This window comes from Gemmobacter sp., assembly GCF_046292685.1.
Taxonomy (GTDB): domain Bacteria; phylum Pseudomonadota; class Alphaproteobacteria; order Rhodobacterales; family Rhodobacteraceae; genus Wagnerdoeblera.
In genome coordinates this window covers 1-18,481 of record NZ_JBKBQM010000058.1, presented here as the reverse complement: position 1 = coordinate 18,481, position 18,481 = coordinate 1, and the positions used below count along the sequence as shown (strand labels likewise).

The window sequence follows — 18,481 nt, the reverse complement described above, 5'->3', positions numbered from 1 at the left end:
GCTGGAAGCGCAGGCCTTTGCCCATCTTGCGGTGCGCGTCGCGCGCGGGTTGCCGACCTCGTGCCCCGGCACCACCGGCGTCCCCGCAGCCATCGGCGGCGGCGAGATCAGCCGGCCGGCCTGACCGGCCGGTCTTGCGGCGCAGCACCCGCGGCTTCGGGGGCTTGCGGCGCCGTCTGGGCGCTGCGCGCCTTGCGGATCAGCGCCACCGAATACAGCACCATCGCCGCCCAGATCATCGGAAAGGTCACCGCGCGCACCGTGCCGAAGGGTTCACCGAACCAGAACACCGCCGTCAGGAAGATCATCGTCGGCGTGATGTATTGCATGATCCCGATGGTGCCGAGCCGCAGGCCCTTGGCCGCATTGGCATAAACCATCAGCGGCACGGCAGTGACGATCCCGCAGCCCAGCAGCAGCAGGTCGTCGGACAAGGGGCCGTTCAGGAACTGCGCCTGCCCGCCGAGCGCCAGCCACACCGCCCCCGCCAGCGCAAAGGGCGCCAGCAACAGCACCTCGAGCGCGAAGCCCTGATTGGGCCCGATCGGCAGGGATTTCTTGAAATAGGCGTAGAACCCCCAGGACAGCGTCAGCGCCAGCGCCACCACCGGCAGCCGCCCGGTATCCAGCGTCAGCACCCCGACCGCCAGCGCCGCCAGCGCCACCGCGGCCCATTGCAGCGCGTCCAACCGCTCGCCCAGCAGCACACGCGCAAGGAAAATGGAAAACAGCGGGTTGATGTAATAGCCCAGTGCCGCCTCCAGCGCCCGCCCGGACTGGATGGCATAGACATAGACCCCCCAGTTCACCGACACGAGCGCCGCCGTCAGCCCCGCCATCGCCAGCATCCGCGGCGTGCGCAGCGCGCGCATCAGGTCGCCCGTTCGGCCCAGCCAGACCAGAATGGCCAGCGACACCGGAACCGACCAGATCACCCGGTGCGCCAGCACCTCGAGCGTCGGGATATGCGCCAGCGCCTTCATGTAGAGCGGCAGGAAACCCCACATCAGATAGCTCATCAGCGCCAGCGCAAAGCCGCGGGGCGAATCGCCGGTGCCGGGGGCTTGGGACATGACAGGGCCTTTCGCGAGGGCACGGACCCCTCGGGCCGGTGCAGTCTGGGGAAGCGCGCCGCGTCTGCGGCCCCCGGCTTCTACGCCGAGCCGGCGGCAGGGTCCAATAGCGATTCCTGCGGTTTCCGATCACGCATCGTCATCGAACCCTGTCGCGGGCGCCGCCTCAGACCGGGGTGGCGTCGAAGCCCACCTCGGCAAGTGCGGCGATCACGGCCGGAGCCGGGGCCGAGGTTTCCACCCGGGCGCGGCGGGTGGAAAGATCGACCGCGACCTCGGCCTTGGGGTCCAGCGCCTTGACCGCAGCGGTCACCGAGCGGCTGCAATGGCCGCAGGTCATGTCGGGAATCGAAAGGTCCATCGGTAGTCTCCTTGCTGACGGTCCGATGCTGGCACCTTCCGGCACCGGAAGGTCAAGCCCCCGCGGAATGGCTCAAGGTTTAACCAGATTCGCAACAAACCCGCGCAATCCGCGCCAGAGGTGGTATGTTAACACATCGGTAACGAGACTTGCGGCACGATTAACCACAATGCCCTGTCGCAGGCTCTCGCACGCGGAGGATGGGCGGATGGCTTGGCGGCGCGACGGCTGGAACGGATCGGGAAAGGTGGTTTCGATGACAGGCGGCACAGGACCGATTCCCCCCGCGCTGGCGCAGATCGAGGCCTATTGGCAATCGCTGCGGCCGGCGCCCGACCAGCTGCCGCGCCGGGCCGATTTCGACCCGCGCGGGGTGGCCGACCTTTTGCATGCCACGCTGCTGCTGGAACGCATCGCCCCCGGTCAGGTGCGCATCCGGCTGGCGGGCATGTCGCTGTGCGACCTCATGGGCATGGACCTGCGCGGCATGCCGCTGTCGGCGCTGATGACCAGCGACTCGCGCGAGGGGCTGGCCACGCGGCTGGAGCAGGTGTTCGACGGGCCGGCCATCGCGCATCTGAGCCTGAGCGGCGAAAAGGGCCTGCTGCGCCCGGCCTTCGGGGGCGAGCTGCTGATCCTGCCGATGTGCGGGCTGAGCGGCGGGGTGGATCGGGCGCTGGCCTGCCTTGTCACCACGGGCAGCCCGGGCCGCGCGCCGCGCCGGTTCGACCTCATCCGCGCGACCTGCCGCCCGGTGCCGGGAATGGTCGGGGCGGCGCACCGCACCCCCGCCCCCCCGACGCCCGCCGCCGTGCCGGGGCTGGCCGAAGCGGCCGCCCCCTTTGCGCCGGCCCCCAAGGGCACGCGGCCCTATCTGCGCCTGGTCAAGGGTGGCGCCTGAGAGGCCGCCTTACCGCAACCCGTCGTGCGCGCTGATCTGGTCGGCGCGCAGGCCGCCCATGCGTTCGTGCACGCGCGGGCCGGTGGTCATCACCAGCACCAGCGCCAGCTCGTCGGCCTTGGGCGCATCGGGCAGGCCCACTTCCATCGCGTCGAAGTGGCTGCGCACGTAGGACGCATCCACATGGGTGATCGGCACATCCAGCCGCGCCCCCACCGCGCCCACCTTCTTGGTCGAGGGCACGATGGCCAGCGCGCCGCCCAGCGCCTCGCGCATGGCATAGCCGCCCGGCACGTGCCAGGTCGCGCCATGCTCGATCTCGCCCGCGGCGCCGACGATGGCCCCCTTGCCATACCCTTGCACCGCCTTGGGGTCGCCGCCCAGTTCGGCCACCATGCGTTGCGCCATGGCCAGGCCCAGGGGCTTGAGGTCTTCCATGAAGCCGGCGATCTCGGGCTCGTAGCGCCCGGCGAAGGGGTTGGCGATGACCGTCATCATCGCCAGCCGGACCAGCGGCTGTGCCGCCCTTGGCCCGCCTTCGTGAAAGATCTCCTCGCGGATCAAGGCCTGCTTGCGAATGACGACCTCAGCCATCGCGGTCTCCTGCATGGGGGTGAAAGGGCACCGCGCCGACCAGCCGCAAGGTGCCTTGCAAGGCCAGCGCCGCGCCCCGGATGCGTCCCTGGCCGATCAGGCGCAAGGCAAAGGCTTCGCCGGCGTCCAGCGCCGCGGCGATGTCGGGCGCGGCCAGCGGCGGCACGGCCCGGGTGACGCGGCGGGCGCCAAGGTCGCTGTCGGGGGCAAGGTCGCAGGCCGGCACCCGCAGCACACCCGGATGCGCCGGCAGATCGACCGCATTGGCCACCAGGGTGGCGGCAACATCGGCCGCAGGGCCCGAACCGGCCAGCACCGTCACCGCATCGGCAATGCCCAGCGAATGGCTGCGGCCCGGCCAGCCGCTGGTGGCCACACCGCCCGAGGCGACCTCCAGCCAACCCGGCGAGGCGCGGCTGGCAAGGTCGGACACCAGCCCGATGCGCCAGGGCGCCGCCCCCTTGGCGCACCACAGCGCCAGATCGCCGCCGTTGTTCACGCAGGCGCGCTGCACGCCGGGGCCGGCCAGCATCGCCGCCAGCACGGCCTCGGCCACGGCGCCGGCCACGGCGGCCATCGGGGTCACGAACACATCGAAGCCTGCGCAGGCGGCCTGCATCCGGCCGGGCACGCCCGCCAGCACCGGCCCTGCGCCCGCCGGCGCCCGGAGCACCGGCAAGGCGCCCGCCACCTCGGCCAGCAGGCCGGCAAACCGCGCGACCGCGCGCCGGCGCGCGTCGGCCGCCCCGGGGCCGTCGCAGGCGGCAACCAGCCCGATCGGGCCATGCCGCATCCACAGCCGACCGTCAGGCAGAATGCGGATGTCGGGCGCGTCCGGCCCGATGGCCCCGGCCGTTGACGCCGGCGCCGGACGCGGCGCCGGCGTCAGCGCGCCCATGCGAAGTGTTCCTTGCGCAGCGGCCAGTGCGCACCCGGCGGGCCTTGCAGCTCGGGCGCCCGGGCCAGCACCTCGGCCAGCGGCACGACCGAGGCCATATGCCCGCCGAGGGCGGCGTAGTCGGCCAGCCGCATGGTGAACTCGATGGGTGCCACCAGCGCCGGGGTGGGCACCCAGCCGAACGACCCCTTAGGCATCGCCAGAACATCGACCATCAGCGTGATCCCGCCGCCCGGCCACAGATAGACCGGCGCGCCGCCGCAGGTGACCTGCACCAGCGCCGAGCGCACCGCCCGCGTCAGCGCCACCGGGTTTTCGGTCACGCCCGAGCGCAGCGACCCGCCCGCGCCGGCCACGAACACCACAGAACACAGCGCCGGTTCGCAGTTGTCCTGCACCCGCGCCACGCTCGCTGCCACCTCGGGCGGCATCGGGGCGGGTTGCGGGCGCAATTCCTCGTCCAGCACGAACCAGCCGGAATGGTCCCCGGTGGTCGAGACCATCAGCATCCGCAGGCCCGGGCGGGCATGGCGCGGGTCGAACCTGTCGATGATCGACAAGGGGTCGGTGATCGTGGTGCCGCCCCAGCCTGCCCCCGGGCCGGCCACGCGGAAATAGCGCCCCGGCGTGGACTTGTGGCCGCGGATGCGGATGCCGCTGGGCGGCACGCCCAGCAGCTTGCCGGCCTGATGTTCCGACAACACGCCGGTGATGTGGTCGTCGACCACCACCACCTCGTCGGCATGGGCGAACCATTGCTGCGCGAACATGCCGATCGCGGCCGACCCGCAGCCCACGCGCATGCGCTGTTCCTGCACGCCATCCACCACCGGCGGCGCCCCGGCCTGCACCACCAGCGCGGCCCCGCCATCGACCGTCAGGTCCACCGCCTGCCGGTCGCACAAGGCCAGCAGCGCATCGCAGGTGGCGCGGCCTTCGTATTTGCTGCCCCCCGTCAGGTGATGCACCCCGCCGAGGCTCAGCATCTGGCTGCCGTATTCGCCGGTGGTCACATGGCCCACCGCCTCGCCCCGGTGGCGGACGGTGGCCTGTTCGGGGCCGATGTGGCGGTCGGTGTCGATCTTCACCTTGACGCCGCAGTAGGAATAGATGCCCTCGGTCACCACCGTGACCATGTCCACGCCATCCATCTGGCTGGCAACGATGAAGGGCGCCGGCTTCCAGTCGGGATAGGTGGTGCCGGCGCCCACGGCGGTGACGAAATGGCCGTCGGGCAGCAGGCGGCCGTCCCAATCGGGCGGCACGGGCACGGCTTCGGCGCCTGCCTCCAGCACCAGGTGCGACGCCAGGCGCACCAGCGTGCCGCCGTGGTTGGCATAGCGGTCGCAGGCGCCGGCGCGGCCTTCGGCGATGAAGCACAGCACCGGGCAGGCATCGCAGCGGATCTTGCCCGGGGGGATGCGCTCGGCCGGGTCGTGCGCGGGGGTGACCTCGGGCGCCTCTCTCATCCGCGCGCCCTCAGCGCGGCGCGCACCCGGTCGGGGGTGGCCGGCAGGCGGTGCAGGCGCACGCCGGTGGCATCCTTCAGCGCGTTCAGGATCGCCGGGGCGGTCGGGATCAGCACCTGTTCGCCGATGCCCTTGGCGCCGTAGGGGCCGTGCAGGTCGGGATCCTCGATCAGGATGGGCGTCACGCGCGGCATGTCGCCGATGGTGGGGATCAGGTAATCGTGCAGGTTTTCCGACCGGCCGGGAACGAACTCCTCCATCAGCGCCATGCCGAGGCCCTGGGCGCTGCCGCCTTCGATCTGGCCTTGCAGCAGCAAGGGGTTGATCGCCCGGCCCACGTCATGCGCGCAGACAAGGTGCAGCACCTGCACCGTGCCAAGGTCGGTATCCACCGCCACCTCGGCCAGATGCGCACCCCAGCCGTAGGTGGCATAGGGGCTGCCTTGCCCGTCGGCATCCAGCGGGGTGGTGGGCGGGTCGAAGCTTTCTTCGGCCGCCAGCACATACCCCAGCGCATCGGGTTCCAGCGCGGCCAGCGGCAGCACCGCATCGCCGGCGCGCAAGGTGCCGCCTTCCAGCACCAGCACCGCATCGTCGCCCGCGTTCAGCCGCCGCAAGGCCGCCGCGCGCAAGGCCCGGCCCGCGCGATAGGCCGCCGCACCGGTGACAAAGGTCTGCCGGCTGGCCGAGGTCTTGCCGGCATCCGGGGTCAGGTCGGTATCGGCCCCGATCAGGACCACCTGCCCCACCGGCAAGCCCACCGCATCGGCGAGGATCTGGGCGATCACGGTGTTGGAGCCCTGCCCGATGTCCACCGCGCCCTGGTGCAGCACCAGCCGCCCGTCGGGCGTGATCCCGGCCCGGATCGTCGAAGGATTGGCCAGCGAGGTGTTGCCGCAGCCATACCACAGCCCCGCCACCCCCACCCCGCGCCGCACCGGGCCGCCGGCCGCATTGGCCGCCGCAGCCTCGGCCCGGGCCCGGGCCCAGTGGGGGCGCAGCGCCTCGAGGCAGGCGCGGATGCCGACCCCTTGCGCAAAGGTCTGGCCGGTGCTGGTGGGCAGGCCGGGCGCCAGCGCGTTCAGGATGCGGAACTCCAGCCGGTCCAGCCCCAGACGGTCGGCCAGCTCGTCGAACAGGCTTTCCTGCGCAAAGGCCGATTGCGGCACCCCGAAGCCGCGAAAGGCGCCCGACACCGGGCCGTTGGTGTGCACCGCCGCGGCCTCGGCCCGGTAATGCGGAACGTGATAGGGCCCCGAGGCATGCACCGGCACCCGGTTCGCCACCGTCGGGCCCCAGCTGGCATAGGCGCCGGTGTCGAACAGCGCGTCGAACTCCATCCCCACCAGCCGGCCCGAGGCATCGGCGCCGATGCGCGCGGTCATGCGGCCCGGATGGCGCTTGGTGCTGGCCGCCATGCTTTCGCCGCGCGACCAGACCATGCCGCAAGGCCGTCCCGTCACCCAGGCCGCCAGCGCGATGTAGGGTTGCACCGACAGGTCCAGCTTGGCGCCGAACCCGCCGCCGGTGGCGCAAGGCAGGATGCGCACCGCCTCGGGCGCCAGGCCCATGATGGCGGCGACCTCCTCGCGGTCCATCTGCGGGGCTTGGGTGCAGGCGCGGATTTCCAGCCGGTCGCCCTTGCGGATGGCATAGCCGGCTTCGGGTTCGATATAGGCGTGTTCGACAAAGCCGGTGTGAAAGGTGCCCTCCACCACCGCCGCGGCCCTGGCCAGCGCGGCGGCGGCATCGCCCTTGCGCACGCGCCCACGCACCATCACGTTGCCGGGCCGGCCGGGGTGCAAGGCCGGCGCATCGGGCGCCAGCGCCGCATCGAGGCCCATCAGCGGCGGCAGCGGGTGCCACGTGACCGGAAAGCCCGACAGGTCCATCGCGCCCAGGGTCTCGCGCGGGCCGACCAGGGCTGCCACCGCCTCGCCCTTGAAACGCACGAGGTCCACCGCGAACACCGGCTGATCGACAAAGGCGGGAATGGTGCCGAACAGGTTGCGCCCCGGAATGTTGACAGATGTCAACAAGGTCAGCCCATGCGACCTTGCCCAGCCTTCGGCATCGCCGAAGGTGAACCGCGCATGCGCGTGCGGCGAACGCACCAGCCGCACCAGCAGCGTGTCTTCGGGCCAGCCATCGGCGCCGAAGTCCTCGACCCCCAGCACCTTGGGCAAACCATCCAGCCGCTCCAGCGCGGCCCCCACCGCCTGCCCGGCCGCCGGGGCGGCGGGGGGCGGCAAGGCCCGGCCGCACTCCACCACCGCCTGCACGATCCGGCCGTATCCGGTGCAGCGGCACAGCACCCCCGACAGCGCTTGTTCCACCTGCGCAGCGTCGGGCTGCGGGGTTTCGCGCAGCAGCGCCGCCGCCGCCATCAGCATGCCCGGCGTGCAGATGCCGCATTGCGCCGCACCGTGGCGCAGGAAACTGGCCTGCAGCGCGTCCGGCACCCCACCCGCCGCCAGCGCGGCCACGGTTTCCACCGCCGCCCCGCCCATGCGCCCCAGCGGCACCAGGCAGGCGCAGACCGGCGCGCCATCGACCAGCACCGTGCAGGCGCCGCAATCGCCGGCATCGCAGCCGGACTTGACGCCTTCGGCGCCCAGTGCGCGCAGCGCCTCGGAAAGCCGGGTCTGGGGCGGCAGGTCGGCGGTCACGGCGTGACCGTCCAGGGTAAAGGCGATTCCGGGGGCGTGGTCCTTCATGTCGCTTCCCTTGCAAGACGTTCCAGCAGCCGCGCGACCAGCACGGGCACGGCCTCGGCCCGGTAGGCGGCATCGGCGCGCACATCCGAGATGGGGGCAAGGCCGGCGGCGTCCTCGGGCCGGACTAGCGCCGCCGCCTGCGCCAGCGGCACGCCTTGCAACCGCGCCTCCAGCCCCGCCAGGCGCCGCGCCACCGGCGCGCACGCGCCCACCGCGATGCCCGCCTGCACGATCGCCCCGCGATCCAGCCGCAGGCTGGCCGCGACCATGGCGATGGAGATGACCAGATACCTGCGTGCCCCCAGCTTCAGAAAGCCGCCGGCACCGTCGCCCGGGTCGGGCACATGCACCGCCGTCACCAGCTCGCCCGGGTTCAGCGCCACCTTGCGCGGACCAAGGACGAAATCGGCCAGCGGCACGCGGCGGGGGGCGGGGCCCGCCACCTCGACCTGCGCATCCAGCGCCAGCAGCGCCACCGTGCCATCGGCGGCAGGCGAGGCATTGACGATGTTGCCCGCAATGGTCCCGGCATTCTGGATCTGCGGGCTGCCGACCTCGACCGCCGCCTGTTGCAGCGCGCGCATCGGGGCGGGCAGGCGGGCGCGGGCAATGTCGGTCCAGGTGGTCAGGGCCCCGAAGCACCAACCGGTCCGGGTGCGCGCGATCCCGCGCAAGGGCAAGGCCGACAGGTCCAGCATCGGGGTGCGCGGCGCCGCCTCGGCCAGGGCGGGGTAGACGTCCGTCCCCCCGGCCACCACCCGCAACGACGGGTCGGCTGCCAGCGCCGCCAGCGCCTGATCGAGGCTTGCAGGGCGCGCCCAGGCCACCATCAGCGCAGCCCGTCCTTGCCGGCGATCTGGTCCTTGGTCAGCCCGCCCACGCGCGCCAGAGGCCGGCCCGAATCCGTCACCGCCACGGCCACAAGGATTTCGCCCGCCCGCGGCGCATCGTTCAGCTGCACCACCATCCCATCGAAATGGCTGCGCACGAAGGCCGCGTCCTTGTGGCCCAGCGGAATATCCAGCGGCTGGCCCGGCCCGCCCATCTTCTTGCTGGAGGGCACCAGGGCCGCCCCCTTTTCCACCGCCGCGCGCAAGGGTGCGCCCAGGCGCGGGTGCAGGATGGCGGCTGCATGTTCCAGCTCGCCCGCCTCGCCCACCATCGCGGCCTTGCCATAGCTTTCGGCCTGCGCCGGGGCGATGCCAAGCGCCTGCACGCAGCGCTGGCCCAGCAAGCCGCCCAGCTCCTCGCCGATCTGCATCAGCAGGTCGAGGTCCTGGGCATAGACCCCGGCAAAGGGGTTGGCGATGACGGCGACCGCCGCAGCCTTGCGGGTGGGGGGCGAAATGGCCTGCCCCATCTCGCGGTGGGTTTCCTCGAGGAACACGGCGATCTTGCGGATTTGCGCCGGCATGGTCACACCGGAACCCGTGCCGCCGGAGGGGTGGCGCGCGACCGGCCGCAGCGCATCTTGCCGTCGATCATCACGCCGCCGATGCCGGGAATGTCGCCGAAGGACAGCGATTCGAGCACGTCGCGCCCCGACGAGGCCTCGGGCCGGTCGAGGAACACAAGGTCCGCCGGCCGCCCGGCGGCGATCAGGCCTTGCGCCAGGTTCCGCCGCCGGGCGATGTTGCCGGTGGCGAGGCAGATGGCCTGTTCGGCCGGAAGCCCGCCAAGGCTGGCCATCAGCGCCACCATCCGCAGCATCCCGTTGGGCTGCACGCCCGACCCCGCCGGCGCATCGGTGCCGATCAGCAGGTCGGCCAGACGCCCGGCGTTCTGCGCCCCCTGCAAGGCGACCAGCGCCGACAGTTCGTTGCCGTTGTGCACCACCTCCAGCGCGCCGGTGGCCTGGTCGCACAGGTCGCGGATGTGGTCATGGGCAATGCTGGTCGGCCCACCGTTTATGTGGCTGACGACATCGGGCTGTGCTTCCAGCACGTCGTCGCGGCTGACGAAGTGGGAGCCCGCAATCGACGGCCCGCCGGTGTGCATGATGGTTTCCAGCCCGTGCGCGCGGCACCACGCGGTCATCCGTGCAGCATCCGGCCCCCTGGCGACGGTGCCCAGGCCGATCTCGCCGATATGGCGGATGCCGGCGGCGGCCAGTTCCGCGACCAGGCTTTCGTCGAAACCCAGTTCCATCACCGGGGCGCCGGCGATAACCTTGGCGCCCAGCGGGCGAAAGTTCTGAAAGCATTTCTGCGCCACGATGGCCAGCGCCTTGACCCCTTCGCGGTCTTTCGGGCGGCCGGGCAGATGCACCTCTCCGGCCGAGATCAGCGTGGTGACCCCGCCGTTCACGCCCATCTCGATCCAGCCCAGCTGGTTCTGGCGCGGCGTCCAGTCGCCGAACACCGGGTGGCAGTGGCTGTCGATCAGCCCGGGGCACAGCGCGCTGCCGCCGGCATCGATGGTGCGGTCGGCATCCTCGGGCGACAGCGCGCCGCCCACCTGCGCGATGGTGCCACCGTCCAGCAGCAGGCAATCGGCATCGAGGATCGGCGCCGCCAGGTCGCCCGACAGCATCAGCGAAACATTGCGGATCAGCGTGCGGCCCGTGGCGGGGCCGTCCTTCACCTCTGCGGCCATCGCGGGCCCCCTTCCCTGTCGCGGCCGGTTGCCCCGGCCATTGTTCGTGTTCCAACAGAATGCCCGATCCATCGCCGTTTGCAAGCGCCCCACGGCCTGTTGCGCTGGACAGGGCCAGGCGCGATGTGGCACGGTGCGAACATGATTGTTCCGGCAGTTTTCCGCCGGCTGATTTGGGTGATTGTCATGGCGAATTTGAACTGGACGGGAAGTTTCAGCAAGAATCTGCTGGCCGCGCGCAACTGGGCGCCGGTCAAGGCGCCGGGCGCGGGCGATACGCTGAACATGACCTTTTCGGCACCGCGCAGGTGAACGCGGGCACCGGCGGCGTCATCGCGCGGCTGGAACACTCCGGCGGCACCATCACGCTGTTCGGGTCGCTGATCGCCACCGAACTCGTGTCGATGACCGGCACGGCGCAGCTGCGGGTGCGCGGTTCCGGCGACCTGATCGGGGATGTGCTGGTCTGGGCCGGCGCGGCGCTGACGGTCGAGGGCGCGCTGACCGGCGGGCTCGGCAGCTTCGGCAGCGTCACGGTTTCGGGCATGATCGACGGGGCGGTGCAGTCGCACGGCGCGCTGGCGCTGAACGGCGGGCTGGTCACCGGGCTGCTGAGCGTGGCCGCCGGCACGGTGACGGCAAGCGCAGGGGCCGTGTTCGGGGCCGGGATCGCCATGACCGGAGGCAATGTGACGCTGACAGGCGCCACGGTGCAAGGCGACATCGCGCTTGGCGCCGGCCATGACGAGCTTGTGCTGGAGACCGGCACGGTGGCCGGCGCGGTTTCGGGCGGGGCAGGCCACGACTGGAGCGTCAGCCTGATCGGCGTGTCGGGCGCGCCGCAAGGGATCAACGGCGGCAATGGCCAGGACACGATCGAAGGCGGCAGCCTGGCCGACCTGTTCCGGGGCGGCAACGGCAACGACCTGCTGCACGGCGGCGGCGGCCACGACAGCTTTTATGGCGACGCGGGCAACGATACCCTGATCGGCGACGACGTGACCAGCTACGCCAACCCCGGGCAGAATGCCGACCGCCTTTTCGGCGGCGCCGGCAACGACCTGCTGTTCGGCGGTGCCCGCGCCGACCGGCTGTCGGGCGGCACCGAGAACGACGCCCTGTAGGCGGCACGGGCAATGACACGCTGGACGGCGGGGCGGGGGCGGATGTCTTTGTCTTCGGGCGCGAGACGCTTTACGGCAATGTGAATGGTCTGCCCGTGCTGATCGAAACCGGGGGGCACGACGTCATCACCGGGTTTTCGCCGGTCGAGGGTGACCGCCTGCGGTTGAACGCCAACCTCTGGACCGTGCACGGCGACACGCCGAACACCGATGCCCAATGGGTGGTGAATACCTTTGCCAGCCTTGACCCGGTGCTGTCGCGGGTGACCTTCCGTTTTCTGGACAATATCGTCTACGGCGCGGTGGACCATTCCATCTCGTTGCCGTGGTTCTGGTCGCTTGCCTCGCTGGCAAGCGTTGTGCAGATCGAGGTGGATCCTCTCTGACCCCGGCCCCGGCGGCGCGAGGTTTCAGTTTGCATCAAACATTTGACCGGCCCGCCGGTTGCACCGGCCGCCGTGGGGCGGCATGGGTCGCACATGGATCTGATCGTCGTTCTGACCGTCGTTTCGGCGTTGTTCATCCTGATCGGTCTGGCCGATCCGGTGGCAGCGCGCTTGCGCCTGCCGGTCGCGGTGGTGCTGGCCGCCTTCGGCATCGCGCTGGGCGCGGGGGCCACGTTCTTCTGGCGCACCGACCTGACCGATGCGCTGAACCCGGTGGCGCTGGCCATCCTGAACCTGCCGATCCGGTCGTCGCTGTTCCTGTATGTATTCCTGCCCATCCTGATCTTTCAGGTGACGCTCAGCCTGAACCTGCGGCGCATGCTGGACGACTGGGTGCCCATCCTCGTGCTGGCGGTGGTGGCGGTGGCGGTGGCCACGGCGGTGGTGGGCCTGGCGCTCTATCCCTTTGCCGGGTTGCCGCTGATGGCCTGCCTGCTGATCGGGGCGATCGTTTCCACCACCGACCCCTCGGCGGTGGTCAGCATCTTTCGCGCCACACCCGCCCCGCAGCGCCTGGCCCGCATCGTCGAAGGCGAAAGCCTGCTCAATGACGCGGCCGCCATCGCCTTGTTCGGCGTGTTCTTTGCCGTGTTGGCCATCGGGGTCGAAGGCCCGACGATCTCTGCTGCGCTGGCCGGGTTTCCCTGGCTGCTGGCGGGGGGGGCGCTGGCGGGCTGGGCGGCCGCGCTGGGAACGGTGGCGCTGATCCACCGCCTTCCCGATCATCCGCTGGCGCAGGTTTCCATCACGGTGGCGCTGCCGTTTCTGGTGTATCTGCTGGCCGATGCGGTGCTGGCGGTGTCGGGCGTGGTGGCGGTGGTGGCGGCGGGCCTGACGGTGAACTTTCTGGCCCCGGGGCGGCTTTCGCCGCCGACGCTGGCCAAGCTGCGCGACACATGGGATCTGCTGGCCTACTGGGCCGGCGGGCTGATTTTCGTGATGGCGGCGCTGCTGGTGCCGCGGTTGCTGGCGCAGGCCACCTGGGCCGATCTGGGGCTTGTGCTGGTGACGGTGCTGGCGGCCCTCGTGGCGCGGGCGATGATCCTGTTCGGGCTCTTGCCGCTGCTGACCGCGCTGCGCGTCTCGCCCCGGGTGGAAACGCCGTATCGGCTGGCGATCCTGTGGGGGGGCCTGCGCGGCGCGGTGACGCTGGCGCTGGCGCTGGCGGTGACCGAAAGCTTTCGCATTCCCCCCGAAATCAAGCGCGAGGTCGGCATCGTCGCCACCGGCTTCACGCTGTTCACGCTGATCGTGCAAGGCACCACGCTGCGCTGGGTGATCGCGCGCCTCGGGCTCGACCGGTTGTCGCCGCTGGACCTTGCACTGTCGCGGCAGGTGGTGGCGGTCGCGCTGCAATCGGTGCGCGAAACGGTGGCCGACGCGGCGCGCGACCTGGGGCTGAACCGCGACATCGTGCGCGACGAGGCAAAGCGGTTCGCCGAACGGCTGGACAAGGCCGTGGCAGGCGCCGAGGACGGCACGAACATTCCCGACCGCGACCGGGTGACGCTGGGGCTGGTGGCGCTGGCCGGGCGCGAACGCGACCTGATCCTTGACGCGTTCCGTGACGGGCTGATTTCGGCGCAACTGGCCAACCGCCTCCTGGCCGACAGCGACCGCATCATCGAACGCACCCGCGCCGGCGGGCGCACGGAATACCGGCTGGCGGCCCGTGCCGGCTTGCGCGCCGGGCGCGCACAGCGCCTGGTCGAACTGCTGCACAACCGGCTGAGGGTGTCGGGGCCGCTGGCGCGCCTGACCGCCGACCGGTTCGAGCGCATCGTGACGCTGCGGCTGATCCTGCGCGCGCTGCACGGGTTCATCGATACCCGCATCCGCCGCATCCACGGCCGGCGGGTGGCCGACCTGCTGCACGAACTGCTGGACCGCCGCACCGACGAGACCGAGCGCGAGCTCGAAGGCCTGCAGCTGCAATTCCCCGGCTATGCCGAAACGCTGGAGCGCCGGCTGATCCGCCAGACCACGCTGGCGCAGGAAGAACGCGAATATGCCGCCCTGGTCGACGACGGCCTGATCGGGCCCGAACTGCGCACCGCGCTGATGGACGACCTGGCCAGCCGGCGCGCGCGGCTGGCCGAACGGCCGGTGCTGGACCTGACGGTGCAGAAAACCGACCTGATCCGCAGCTTTCCGCTGTTCGCCGCGATGGACGAACCCGCGCGCCGCCTGCTGGGCCGCACGCTGCGCACCGTCTATGCCGCACCGGGCGACATCATCCTGCGCCGGTCGGAAAAACCGCGGCAAGTGTGGTTCATTGCCTCGGGCGCGGTGGAATCGGACACCGCGGGCCGCATCCTGCGGCTGGGGCGGGGCGAGATGTTCGGGCATCTGGCGGTGATTTCCGGCAAGTCGCGCAAGTCGCAGGTGCGCGCGATCACGCATTGCACGCTGCTTGCGCTGGACGAAGGACGCTTCATGGCGCTGCTGCGCCGCAACGCGGCCTTGCGCGCGGCCGTGCAGGCCAGCGCCGACAAGCGCGGCGTCAAGCTGGACCTGTCAGGCCTGGACGCCTGAGCCGCCGGGGTCGCGCAAGGACATCAGCCCGCGCGCCGCGGCCCGCGCAAAACCGCGCGTCACCGCCGCGCGCCGAGCCCCGGCGAGGCGGCGTTCGGGGGCCAGGCGCAGGATTTCGCCGCCCCAGGCATCCGCCACGATCAGCCCGGTGCCTTCGGGCAGCAGATCCTGCGGAAAGCCGGTGTCGACCGCCCAGAAATAACGGTCGCACCAATCGAGGTAACCTTGCCACTTGCGGTCGGCGGTGAAATCGGCCCGGCTCGACTTGCATTCCACCACCCACAACTCGCCCTTCGGCCCCAGCGCCATGACATCCACCCGCAGGCCGGGGGTCGGGGTGTATTCGGTCAGCGCGACAAAGTCGTGGCTGGCGAGCAGGCGGCACACCCCGCGCGCCAACAGCTGCCCTGGCCGCGGCGGCGGCGCTTGGCGCGACGGGTCGGGTGGGGTATCCTGCGGACCGGAGGTGCCCGATGTCATGGTTCGATCGCCTTGCCGAACGGCGCATGCAGGCCGCGCGCCTGCAAGGACAGTTGCAAGGGCTGGAAGGCGAAGGCAAGCCCTTGCCCGAGCGTCCGGGCGATGCGCTGGTCAGCGCCGGCGATGCCCTGGGCTTTCGCATCATGGCCGAAGCCGGTGTGCTGCCGGAAGAAATCGTGCTGAAAAAGGCCGCGCGGGCCGAACTGGCGCAGGCAACCGACCCGCAGGCGCGCAAGGCCCTCATGGCCCGGTTGGCCGATCGGGACATGCGCCAGTCGATGGCCGAGGAAGCGCGCCGGCGGTTTCTGGCCCCCTGAGCCGAAGGCGCCCTTGCGCGGCGCGACACGAGCGCCTAACTGTTGCAATGGCGGTTACTGCTCTTCTCGTGACGGGCCCTTTTCCAGTGGCCGATAAGCATTTCCGAGGGGGCTGGCTCTGCCAGGGTCCTGGCCCTGGTATCTGGCGCCCACCTGATACGTCAGGCTCTCGGGAAATTCACGCCTGCACGGTCGCTGCGGTTTCCGCCACCTGCGCCCCGGGCCGACCGGGGAAGCGGGGGGGTTCACACCCCCCGCCCCCCCGTGGGATATTTTCCGACAGAAAATGCCGGGTCGCGCGCCACGGGGTTGCTGGACGCGCGGCGCGGCTGGCCCTATACCGCCGCCATGCTGGACAATCGCCCCACCCTTCCGCCCGAAATCGCCCGCCGCCGGACCTTTGCGATCATTTCGCACCCCGACGCCGGCAAGACCACGCTGACCGAAAAGTTCCTGCTGTTCGGCGGCGCCATCCAGATGGCCGGACAGGTGCGGGCCAAGGGCGAGGCGCGGCGCACGCGGTCGGACTTCATGAAGATGGAGCAGGAGCGCGGCATCTCGGTTTCGGCCTCGGCGATGTCGTTCGACTTCCGGCATTACCGCTTCAACCTTGTCGATACGCCCGGCCACAGCGACTTTTCCGAAGACACCTACCGCACGCTGACGGCGGTGGACGCGGCGATCATGGTGATCGACGGCGCCAAGGGGGTGGAAAGCCAGACCCGCAAGCTGTTCGAGGTGTGCCGGTTGCGCGACCTGCCCATCCTGACCTTCTGCAACAAGATGGACCGCGAAAGCCGCGATACCTTCGAGATCATCGACGAAATCCAGGAAAGCCTGGCCATCGACGTCACGCCGGCCAGCTGGCCCATCGGGGTCGGGCGCGACTTTCTGGGCGCCTATGACCTGTTGCACGACCGGCTGGAGATCATGGACCGCGCCGACCGCAACCGCGTGGCGGAATCGGTGCAGATTGCCGGGCTGGACGACCCGAAACTGGCGCAGCACGTGCCGGCAGAGTTGTTGAAGAAGTTCCTGGAAGAAATTGAAATGGCAAGGGAACTTCTGCCGGCCTTCGACCGTGCGGCCGTGCTGAACGGGTCGATGACGCCGATCTGGTTCGGGTCGGCAATCAATTCCTTCGGGGTGAAGGAGCTGATGGACGGCATGGGCGAATACGGGCCCGAGCCGCAACCGCAAAAGGCTGCCGAACGGACGATTCTGCCCGAGGAATCAAAGGTTACCGGCTTTGTCTTCAAGGTTCAGGCGAACATGGACCCCAAGCACCGCGACCGGGTTGCCTTCGTGCGCCTGGCCTCTGGGCATTTCGAGCGCGGCATGAAGCTGACCCATGTGCGCAGCGGCAAGCCGATGGCGGTGTCGAACCCCGTGCTGTTCCTGGCCGCCGACCGCGAGCTGGCCGAGGAAGCCTGGGCCGGCGACATCATCGGCATCCCGAACCACGGGCAGTTGCGCATCGGCGACGGGCTGACCGAAGGCGAAACCTTGCGCTTTACCGGCATCCCGAGTTTCGCGCCGGAACTGTTGCAGACCGTGCGCGCCGGCGACCCGATGAAGGCCAAGCATCTGGAAAAGGCGCTGATGCAGTTTGCCGAGGAAGGTGCGGCCAAGGTGTTCAAGCCGATGATCGGCTCGGGCTTCATCGTGGGCGTTGTCGGCGCCTTGCAGTTCGAGGTGCTGGCCAGCCGGATCGAACAGGAATACGGCCTGCCCGTGCGGTTCGAGCCGTCGAACTTCACCTCGGCGCGCTGGGTGGCGGGGCCGAAGGCCGAGATGGACAAGCTGGTCAACGCCAACAAGCAGCACATCGCCACCGACCACGACGGCGACACGGTGTTCCTGACCCGGTTGCAGTGGGATATCGACCGCGTGGTGCGCGACTACCCGGAGCTGAAGCTGACGGCGACGAAGGAGATGATGGTGTGACCGCCATCCCCCGCCCGCTGGTCGCCGCCGCCCTGGGGGTTTCCCCCGATGCGCTGCCCCCCGGCGATCTGCCGGTGGCGCGGCTGGCGGAACGCTGGCTGGGCTGGCTGGCGGCGACCGAGAGGGCCGAGGCGCCCGACGCCTTGCCCGACTACTGGACGGATGTGCTGCTGGCGCGGTTGGCCCTCGAGGCGCCGGACCTGTGCCTGTCGGCCGTGCTGGCGGTGCTGGCGCGCTGCGAAACGCCCGAGCAGGTGGCGCATCTGGCCGCAGGTCCGCTGGAGGATCTGCTGCATCGCAACGGTGCTGCGGTCATCGGGCGGATCGAGGCCGAAGCGCAGGCCAACCTGCGCCTGCGGCTGGCGTTGTCGGGGGTGGCGCCGGACGGGTCGCCCGGGGCGCCGCTGTGGCAACGGGTGCAGGCCGCGCGCGGTGGCGAGCCCGGGCTGGACGATGGCGCCCGGTTGCCCTGACGGCCCGCGCGCCAACCGGGTGCAGCCCGATGGCGCATTCCTTGCCACGCCAGCCCGCGGGCAGTTCACCGGCAACCGCGGCACCCTGCACGACGACAGCGGCGCGATGCGCCGGGCGCGCCGGCCCTGACCTGCCGCGGGATTTTTCTTCCACCTGCGATTAGGTTCCGGCCCAGGGAAGGGACGGACAATGAAGCGAACGAGACTCGCGGACGAGCAGATCATCAGCATCCGGTCGAACACGAGGCAGGCGCGAAGCGCGCGGACCTGTATCGCAAGCACGGCATGTCGAAAGGCAATTTCTACAACCGTAAGGCCAGGTCCGGCGGCATGACGGGTTCGGCGGCGAAACGGCTGAAGGCGCTCGAAGACGAGAATGCGAAGCTGAGGAGGCTTCTGGCCGAGCAGATGCTGAACCTGGCCGCGATGCGCCATGACCGAACATGGGTGATGGGGCCAGAGATGGCGGCGTATCGTGGCGGGTGTCGAAGCCTGCCAGAACCTCCCGGAGGAGCGATACGCCGTGACGGACGATACCACGATCACCGCGC

At 70.6% G+C, this 18,481-nt stretch carries 18 protein-coding genes, 1 other RNA gene and 2 pseudogenes; 11 read left to right on the top strand and 10 right to left on the bottom strand.

The window, feature by feature from the left end:
* Nucleotides 1–124 (top strand): annotated as a pseudogene (locus tag ACK4S2_RS13740) (anhydro-N-acetylmuramic acid kinase); the annotation flags it as partial.
* On the opposite strand, the gene rarD reads toward ACK4S2_RS13740, so the two are convergent.
* Together rarD and ACK4S2_RS13730 are read right to left on the bottom strand one after the other, a co-directional pair.
* Nucleotides 108–1,073, bottom strand: a complete 966-nt coding sequence (rarD, locus tag ACK4S2_RS13735) for an EamA family transporter RarD (RefSeq protein WP_409625460.1) — start codon at nt 1,071–1,073, stop codon at nt 108–110. The pseudogene ACK4S2_RS13740 and the gene rarD overlap by 17 nt on opposite strands.
* 166 nt (nt 1,074–1,239) lie before the next feature.
* Complete coding sequence (locus tag ACK4S2_RS13730) at nt 1,240–1,434, bottom strand: heavy-metal-associated domain-containing protein (protein ID WP_409625457.1); 195 nt, start codon at nt 1,432–1,434, stop codon at nt 1,240–1,242.
* A 208-nt stretch (nt 1,435–1,642) separates the two neighbouring features.
* Between ACK4S2_RS13730 and ACK4S2_RS13725 the strand changes: the two genes are divergently transcribed.
* Nucleotides 1,643–2,335, top strand: a complete 693-nt coding sequence (locus tag ACK4S2_RS13725; RefSeq protein WP_409625454.1) for a PAS domain-containing protein — start codon at nt 1,643–1,645, stop codon at nt 2,333–2,335.
* Between the two features lie 9 nt (nt 2,336–2,344).
* Here ACK4S2_RS13725 and ACK4S2_RS13720 read toward each other — a convergent pair whose 3' ends face one another.
* From ACK4S2_RS13720 to ACK4S2_RS13690, 7 genes are read right to left on the bottom strand one after another with little or no spacing between them, the layout of a single operon-like run.
* Complete coding sequence (locus ACK4S2_RS13720) at nt 2,345–2,929, bottom strand: amino acid synthesis family protein (RefSeq protein WP_409625451.1); 585 nt, start codon at nt 2,927–2,929, stop codon at nt 2,345–2,347.
* Nucleotides 2,922–3,827 (bottom strand): UPF0280 family protein, encoded by a 906-nt coding sequence (locus ACK4S2_RS13715; RefSeq protein WP_409625448.1) that lies wholly within the window; start codon nt 3,825–3,827, stop codon nt 2,922–2,924. The genes ACK4S2_RS13720 and ACK4S2_RS13715 overlap by 8 nt, the downstream gene beginning before the upstream one ends.
* The gene (locus ACK4S2_RS13710) at nt 3,815–5,296 is read right to left on the bottom strand and encodes a 6-hydroxynicotinate reductase (protein WP_409625445.1); all 1,482 of its coding nucleotides are present in this window, start codon (nt 5,294–5,296) and stop codon (nt 3,815–3,817) included. Before ACK4S2_RS13710 ends, ACK4S2_RS13715 begins: the two co-directional genes overlap by 13 nt.
* On the bottom strand, nt 5,293–8,013 hold the full coding sequence (locus ACK4S2_RS13705) for a molybdopterin-dependent oxidoreductase (RefSeq protein WP_409625442.1): 2,721 nt from the start codon (nt 8,011–8,013) through the stop codon (nt 5,293–5,295). Before ACK4S2_RS13705 ends, ACK4S2_RS13710 begins: the two co-directional genes overlap by 4 nt.
* On the bottom strand, nt 8,010–8,843 hold the full coding sequence (locus tag ACK4S2_RS13700; protein ID WP_409625440.1) for an FAD binding domain-containing protein: 834 nt from the start codon (nt 8,841–8,843) through the stop codon (nt 8,010–8,012). Before ACK4S2_RS13700 ends, ACK4S2_RS13705 begins: the two co-directional genes overlap by 4 nt.
* Nucleotides 8,843–9,427 carry an amino acid synthesis family protein gene (locus tag ACK4S2_RS13695; protein ID WP_409625437.1) on the bottom strand — a complete coding sequence of 195 codons (585 nt, stop codon included), beginning with the start codon at nt 9,425–9,427 and terminating at the stop codon, nt 8,843–8,845. Before ACK4S2_RS13695 ends, ACK4S2_RS13700 begins: the two co-directional genes overlap by 1 nt.
* A 2-nt stretch (nt 9,428–9,429) precedes the next feature.
* Nucleotides 9,430–10,608, bottom strand: coding sequence for an amidohydrolase family protein (locus tag ACK4S2_RS13690; protein ID WP_409625434.1), 1,179 nt, complete (start codon nt 10,606–10,608; stop codon nt 9,430–9,432).
* A gap of 141 nt (nt 10,609–10,749) precedes the next feature.
* Here ACK4S2_RS13690 and ACK4S2_RS13685 point away from each other — a divergent pair, with 141 nt between their 5' ends.
* From ACK4S2_RS13685 to ACK4S2_RS13670, 4 genes are all read left to right on the top strand, one after another.
* Nucleotides 10,750–10,920 carry a hypothetical protein gene (locus ACK4S2_RS13685; protein WP_409625431.1) on the top strand — a complete coding sequence of 57 codons (171 nt, stop codon included), beginning with the start codon at nt 10,750–10,752 and terminating at the stop codon, nt 10,918–10,920.
* Nucleotides 10,917–11,732, top strand: a complete 816-nt coding sequence (locus ACK4S2_RS13680) for a calcium-binding protein (protein ID WP_409625428.1) — start codon at nt 10,917–10,919, stop codon at nt 11,730–11,732. The genes ACK4S2_RS13685 and ACK4S2_RS13680 overlap by 4 nt, the downstream gene beginning before the upstream one ends.
* A 95-nt stretch (nt 11,733–11,827) precedes the next feature.
* Nucleotides 11,828–12,118 (top strand): hypothetical protein, encoded by a 291-nt coding sequence (locus ACK4S2_RS13675; RefSeq protein WP_409625425.1) that lies wholly within the window; start codon nt 11,828–11,830, stop codon nt 12,116–12,118.
* A 93-nt stretch (nt 12,119–12,211) separates the two neighbouring features.
* On the top strand, nt 12,212–14,713 hold the full coding sequence (locus ACK4S2_RS13670; protein ID WP_409625422.1) for a cation:proton antiporter: 2,502 nt from the start codon (nt 12,212–12,214) through the stop codon (nt 14,711–14,713).
* Here ACK4S2_RS13670 and ACK4S2_RS13665 read toward each other — a convergent pair.
* On the bottom strand, nt 14,696–15,193 hold the full coding sequence (locus ACK4S2_RS13665; RefSeq protein WP_409625419.1) for an MmcB family DNA repair protein: 498 nt from the start codon (nt 15,191–15,193) through the stop codon (nt 14,696–14,698). The genes ACK4S2_RS13670 and ACK4S2_RS13665 overlap by 18 nt on opposite strands.
* On the opposite strand from ACK4S2_RS13665, the gene ACK4S2_RS13660 reads away from it, so the two are divergent.
* The 5 genes and pseudogenes from ACK4S2_RS13660 to ACK4S2_RS13640 all read left to right on the top strand — a co-directional run.
* Entirely contained in the window at nt 15,187–15,510 is a 324-nt protein-coding gene (locus tag ACK4S2_RS13660) for a DUF1992 domain-containing protein (protein ID WP_409625416.1), read from the top strand. The genes ACK4S2_RS13665 and ACK4S2_RS13660 overlap by 7 nt on opposite strands.
* A gap of 51 nt (nt 15,511–15,561) precedes the next feature.
* Nucleotides 15,562–15,718, top strand: a non-coding RNA gene (gene ssrS / locus ACK4S2_RS13655) — 6S RNA.
* Between the two features lie 140 nt (nt 15,719–15,858).
* The gene (locus tag ACK4S2_RS13650; RefSeq protein WP_409625463.1) at nt 15,859–17,457 is read left to right on the top strand and encodes a peptide chain release factor 3; all 1,599 of its coding nucleotides are present in this window, start codon (nt 15,859–15,861) and stop codon (nt 17,455–17,457) included.
* The gene (locus ACK4S2_RS13645; RefSeq protein ID WP_409625413.1) at nt 17,454–17,930 is read left to right on the top strand and encodes a DUF6869 domain-containing protein; all 477 of its coding nucleotides are present in this window, start codon (nt 17,454–17,456) and stop codon (nt 17,928–17,930) included. The genes ACK4S2_RS13650 and ACK4S2_RS13645 overlap by 4 nt, the downstream gene beginning before the upstream one ends.
* 190 nt (nt 17,931–18,120) lie before the next feature.
* A pseudogene (locus ACK4S2_RS13640) lies at nt 18,121–18,362 on the top strand (transposase); the annotation flags it as partial.
* Nucleotides 18,363–18,481: the final 119 nt, after the last annotated feature.

Coding starts and splice junctions, on each gene's coding strand:
- ACK4S2_RS13650 (WP_409625463.1), top strand. CDS start 15,859: ATGCTGGACAATCGCCCCACCCTTCCGCCCGAAATCGCCCGCCGCCGG.
- ACK4S2_RS13700 (WP_409625440.1), bottom strand. CDS start 8,843: ATGGTGGCCTGGGCGCGCCCTGCAAGCCTCGATCAGGCGCTGGCGGCG.
- ACK4S2_RS13665 (WP_409625419.1), bottom strand. CDS start 15,193: ATGACATCGGGCACCTCCGGTCCGCAGGATACCCCACCCGACCCGTCG.
- ACK4S2_RS13730 (WP_409625457.1), bottom strand. CDS start 1,434: ATGGACCTTTCGATTCCCGACATGACCTGCGGCCATTGCAGCCGCTCG.
- ACK4S2_RS13670 (WP_409625422.1), top strand. CDS start 12,212: ATGGATCTGATCGTCGTTCTGACCGTCGTTTCGGCGTTGTTCATCCTG.
- ACK4S2_RS13705 (WP_409625442.1), bottom strand. CDS start 8,013: ATGAAGGACCACGCCCCCGGAATCGCCTTTACCCTGGACGGTCACGCC.
- ACK4S2_RS13715 (WP_409625448.1), bottom strand. CDS start 3,827: ATGGGCGCGCTGACGCCGGCGCCGCGTCCGGCGCCGGCGTCAACGGCC.
- ACK4S2_RS13690 (WP_409625434.1), bottom strand. CDS start 10,608: ATGGCCGCAGAGGTGAAGGACGGCCCCGCCACGGGCCGCACGCTGATC.
- ACK4S2_RS13720 (WP_409625451.1), bottom strand. CDS start 2,929: ATGGCTGAGGTCGTCATTCGCAAGCAGGCCTTGATCCGCGAGGAGATC.
- ACK4S2_RS13695 (WP_409625437.1), bottom strand. CDS start 9,427: ATGCCGGCGCAAATCCGCAAGATCGCCGTGTTCCTCGAGGAAACCCAC.
- ACK4S2_RS13710 (WP_409625445.1), bottom strand. CDS start 5,296: ATGAGAGAGGCGCCCGAGGTCACCCCCGCGCACGACCCGGCCGAGCGC.
- rarD (WP_409625460.1), bottom strand. CDS start 1,073: ATGTCCCAAGCCCCCGGCACCGGCGATTCGCCCCGCGGCTTTGCGCTG.
- ACK4S2_RS13660 (WP_409625416.1), top strand. CDS start 15,187: ATGTCATGGTTCGATCGCCTTGCCGAACGGCGCATGCAGGCCGCGCGC.
- ACK4S2_RS13725 (WP_409625454.1), top strand. CDS start 1,643: ATGGCTTGGCGGCGCGACGGCTGGAACGGATCGGGAAAGGTGGTTTCG.
- ACK4S2_RS13685 (WP_409625431.1), top strand. CDS start 10,750: ATGATTGTTCCGGCAGTTTTCCGCCGGCTGATTTGGGTGATTGTCATG.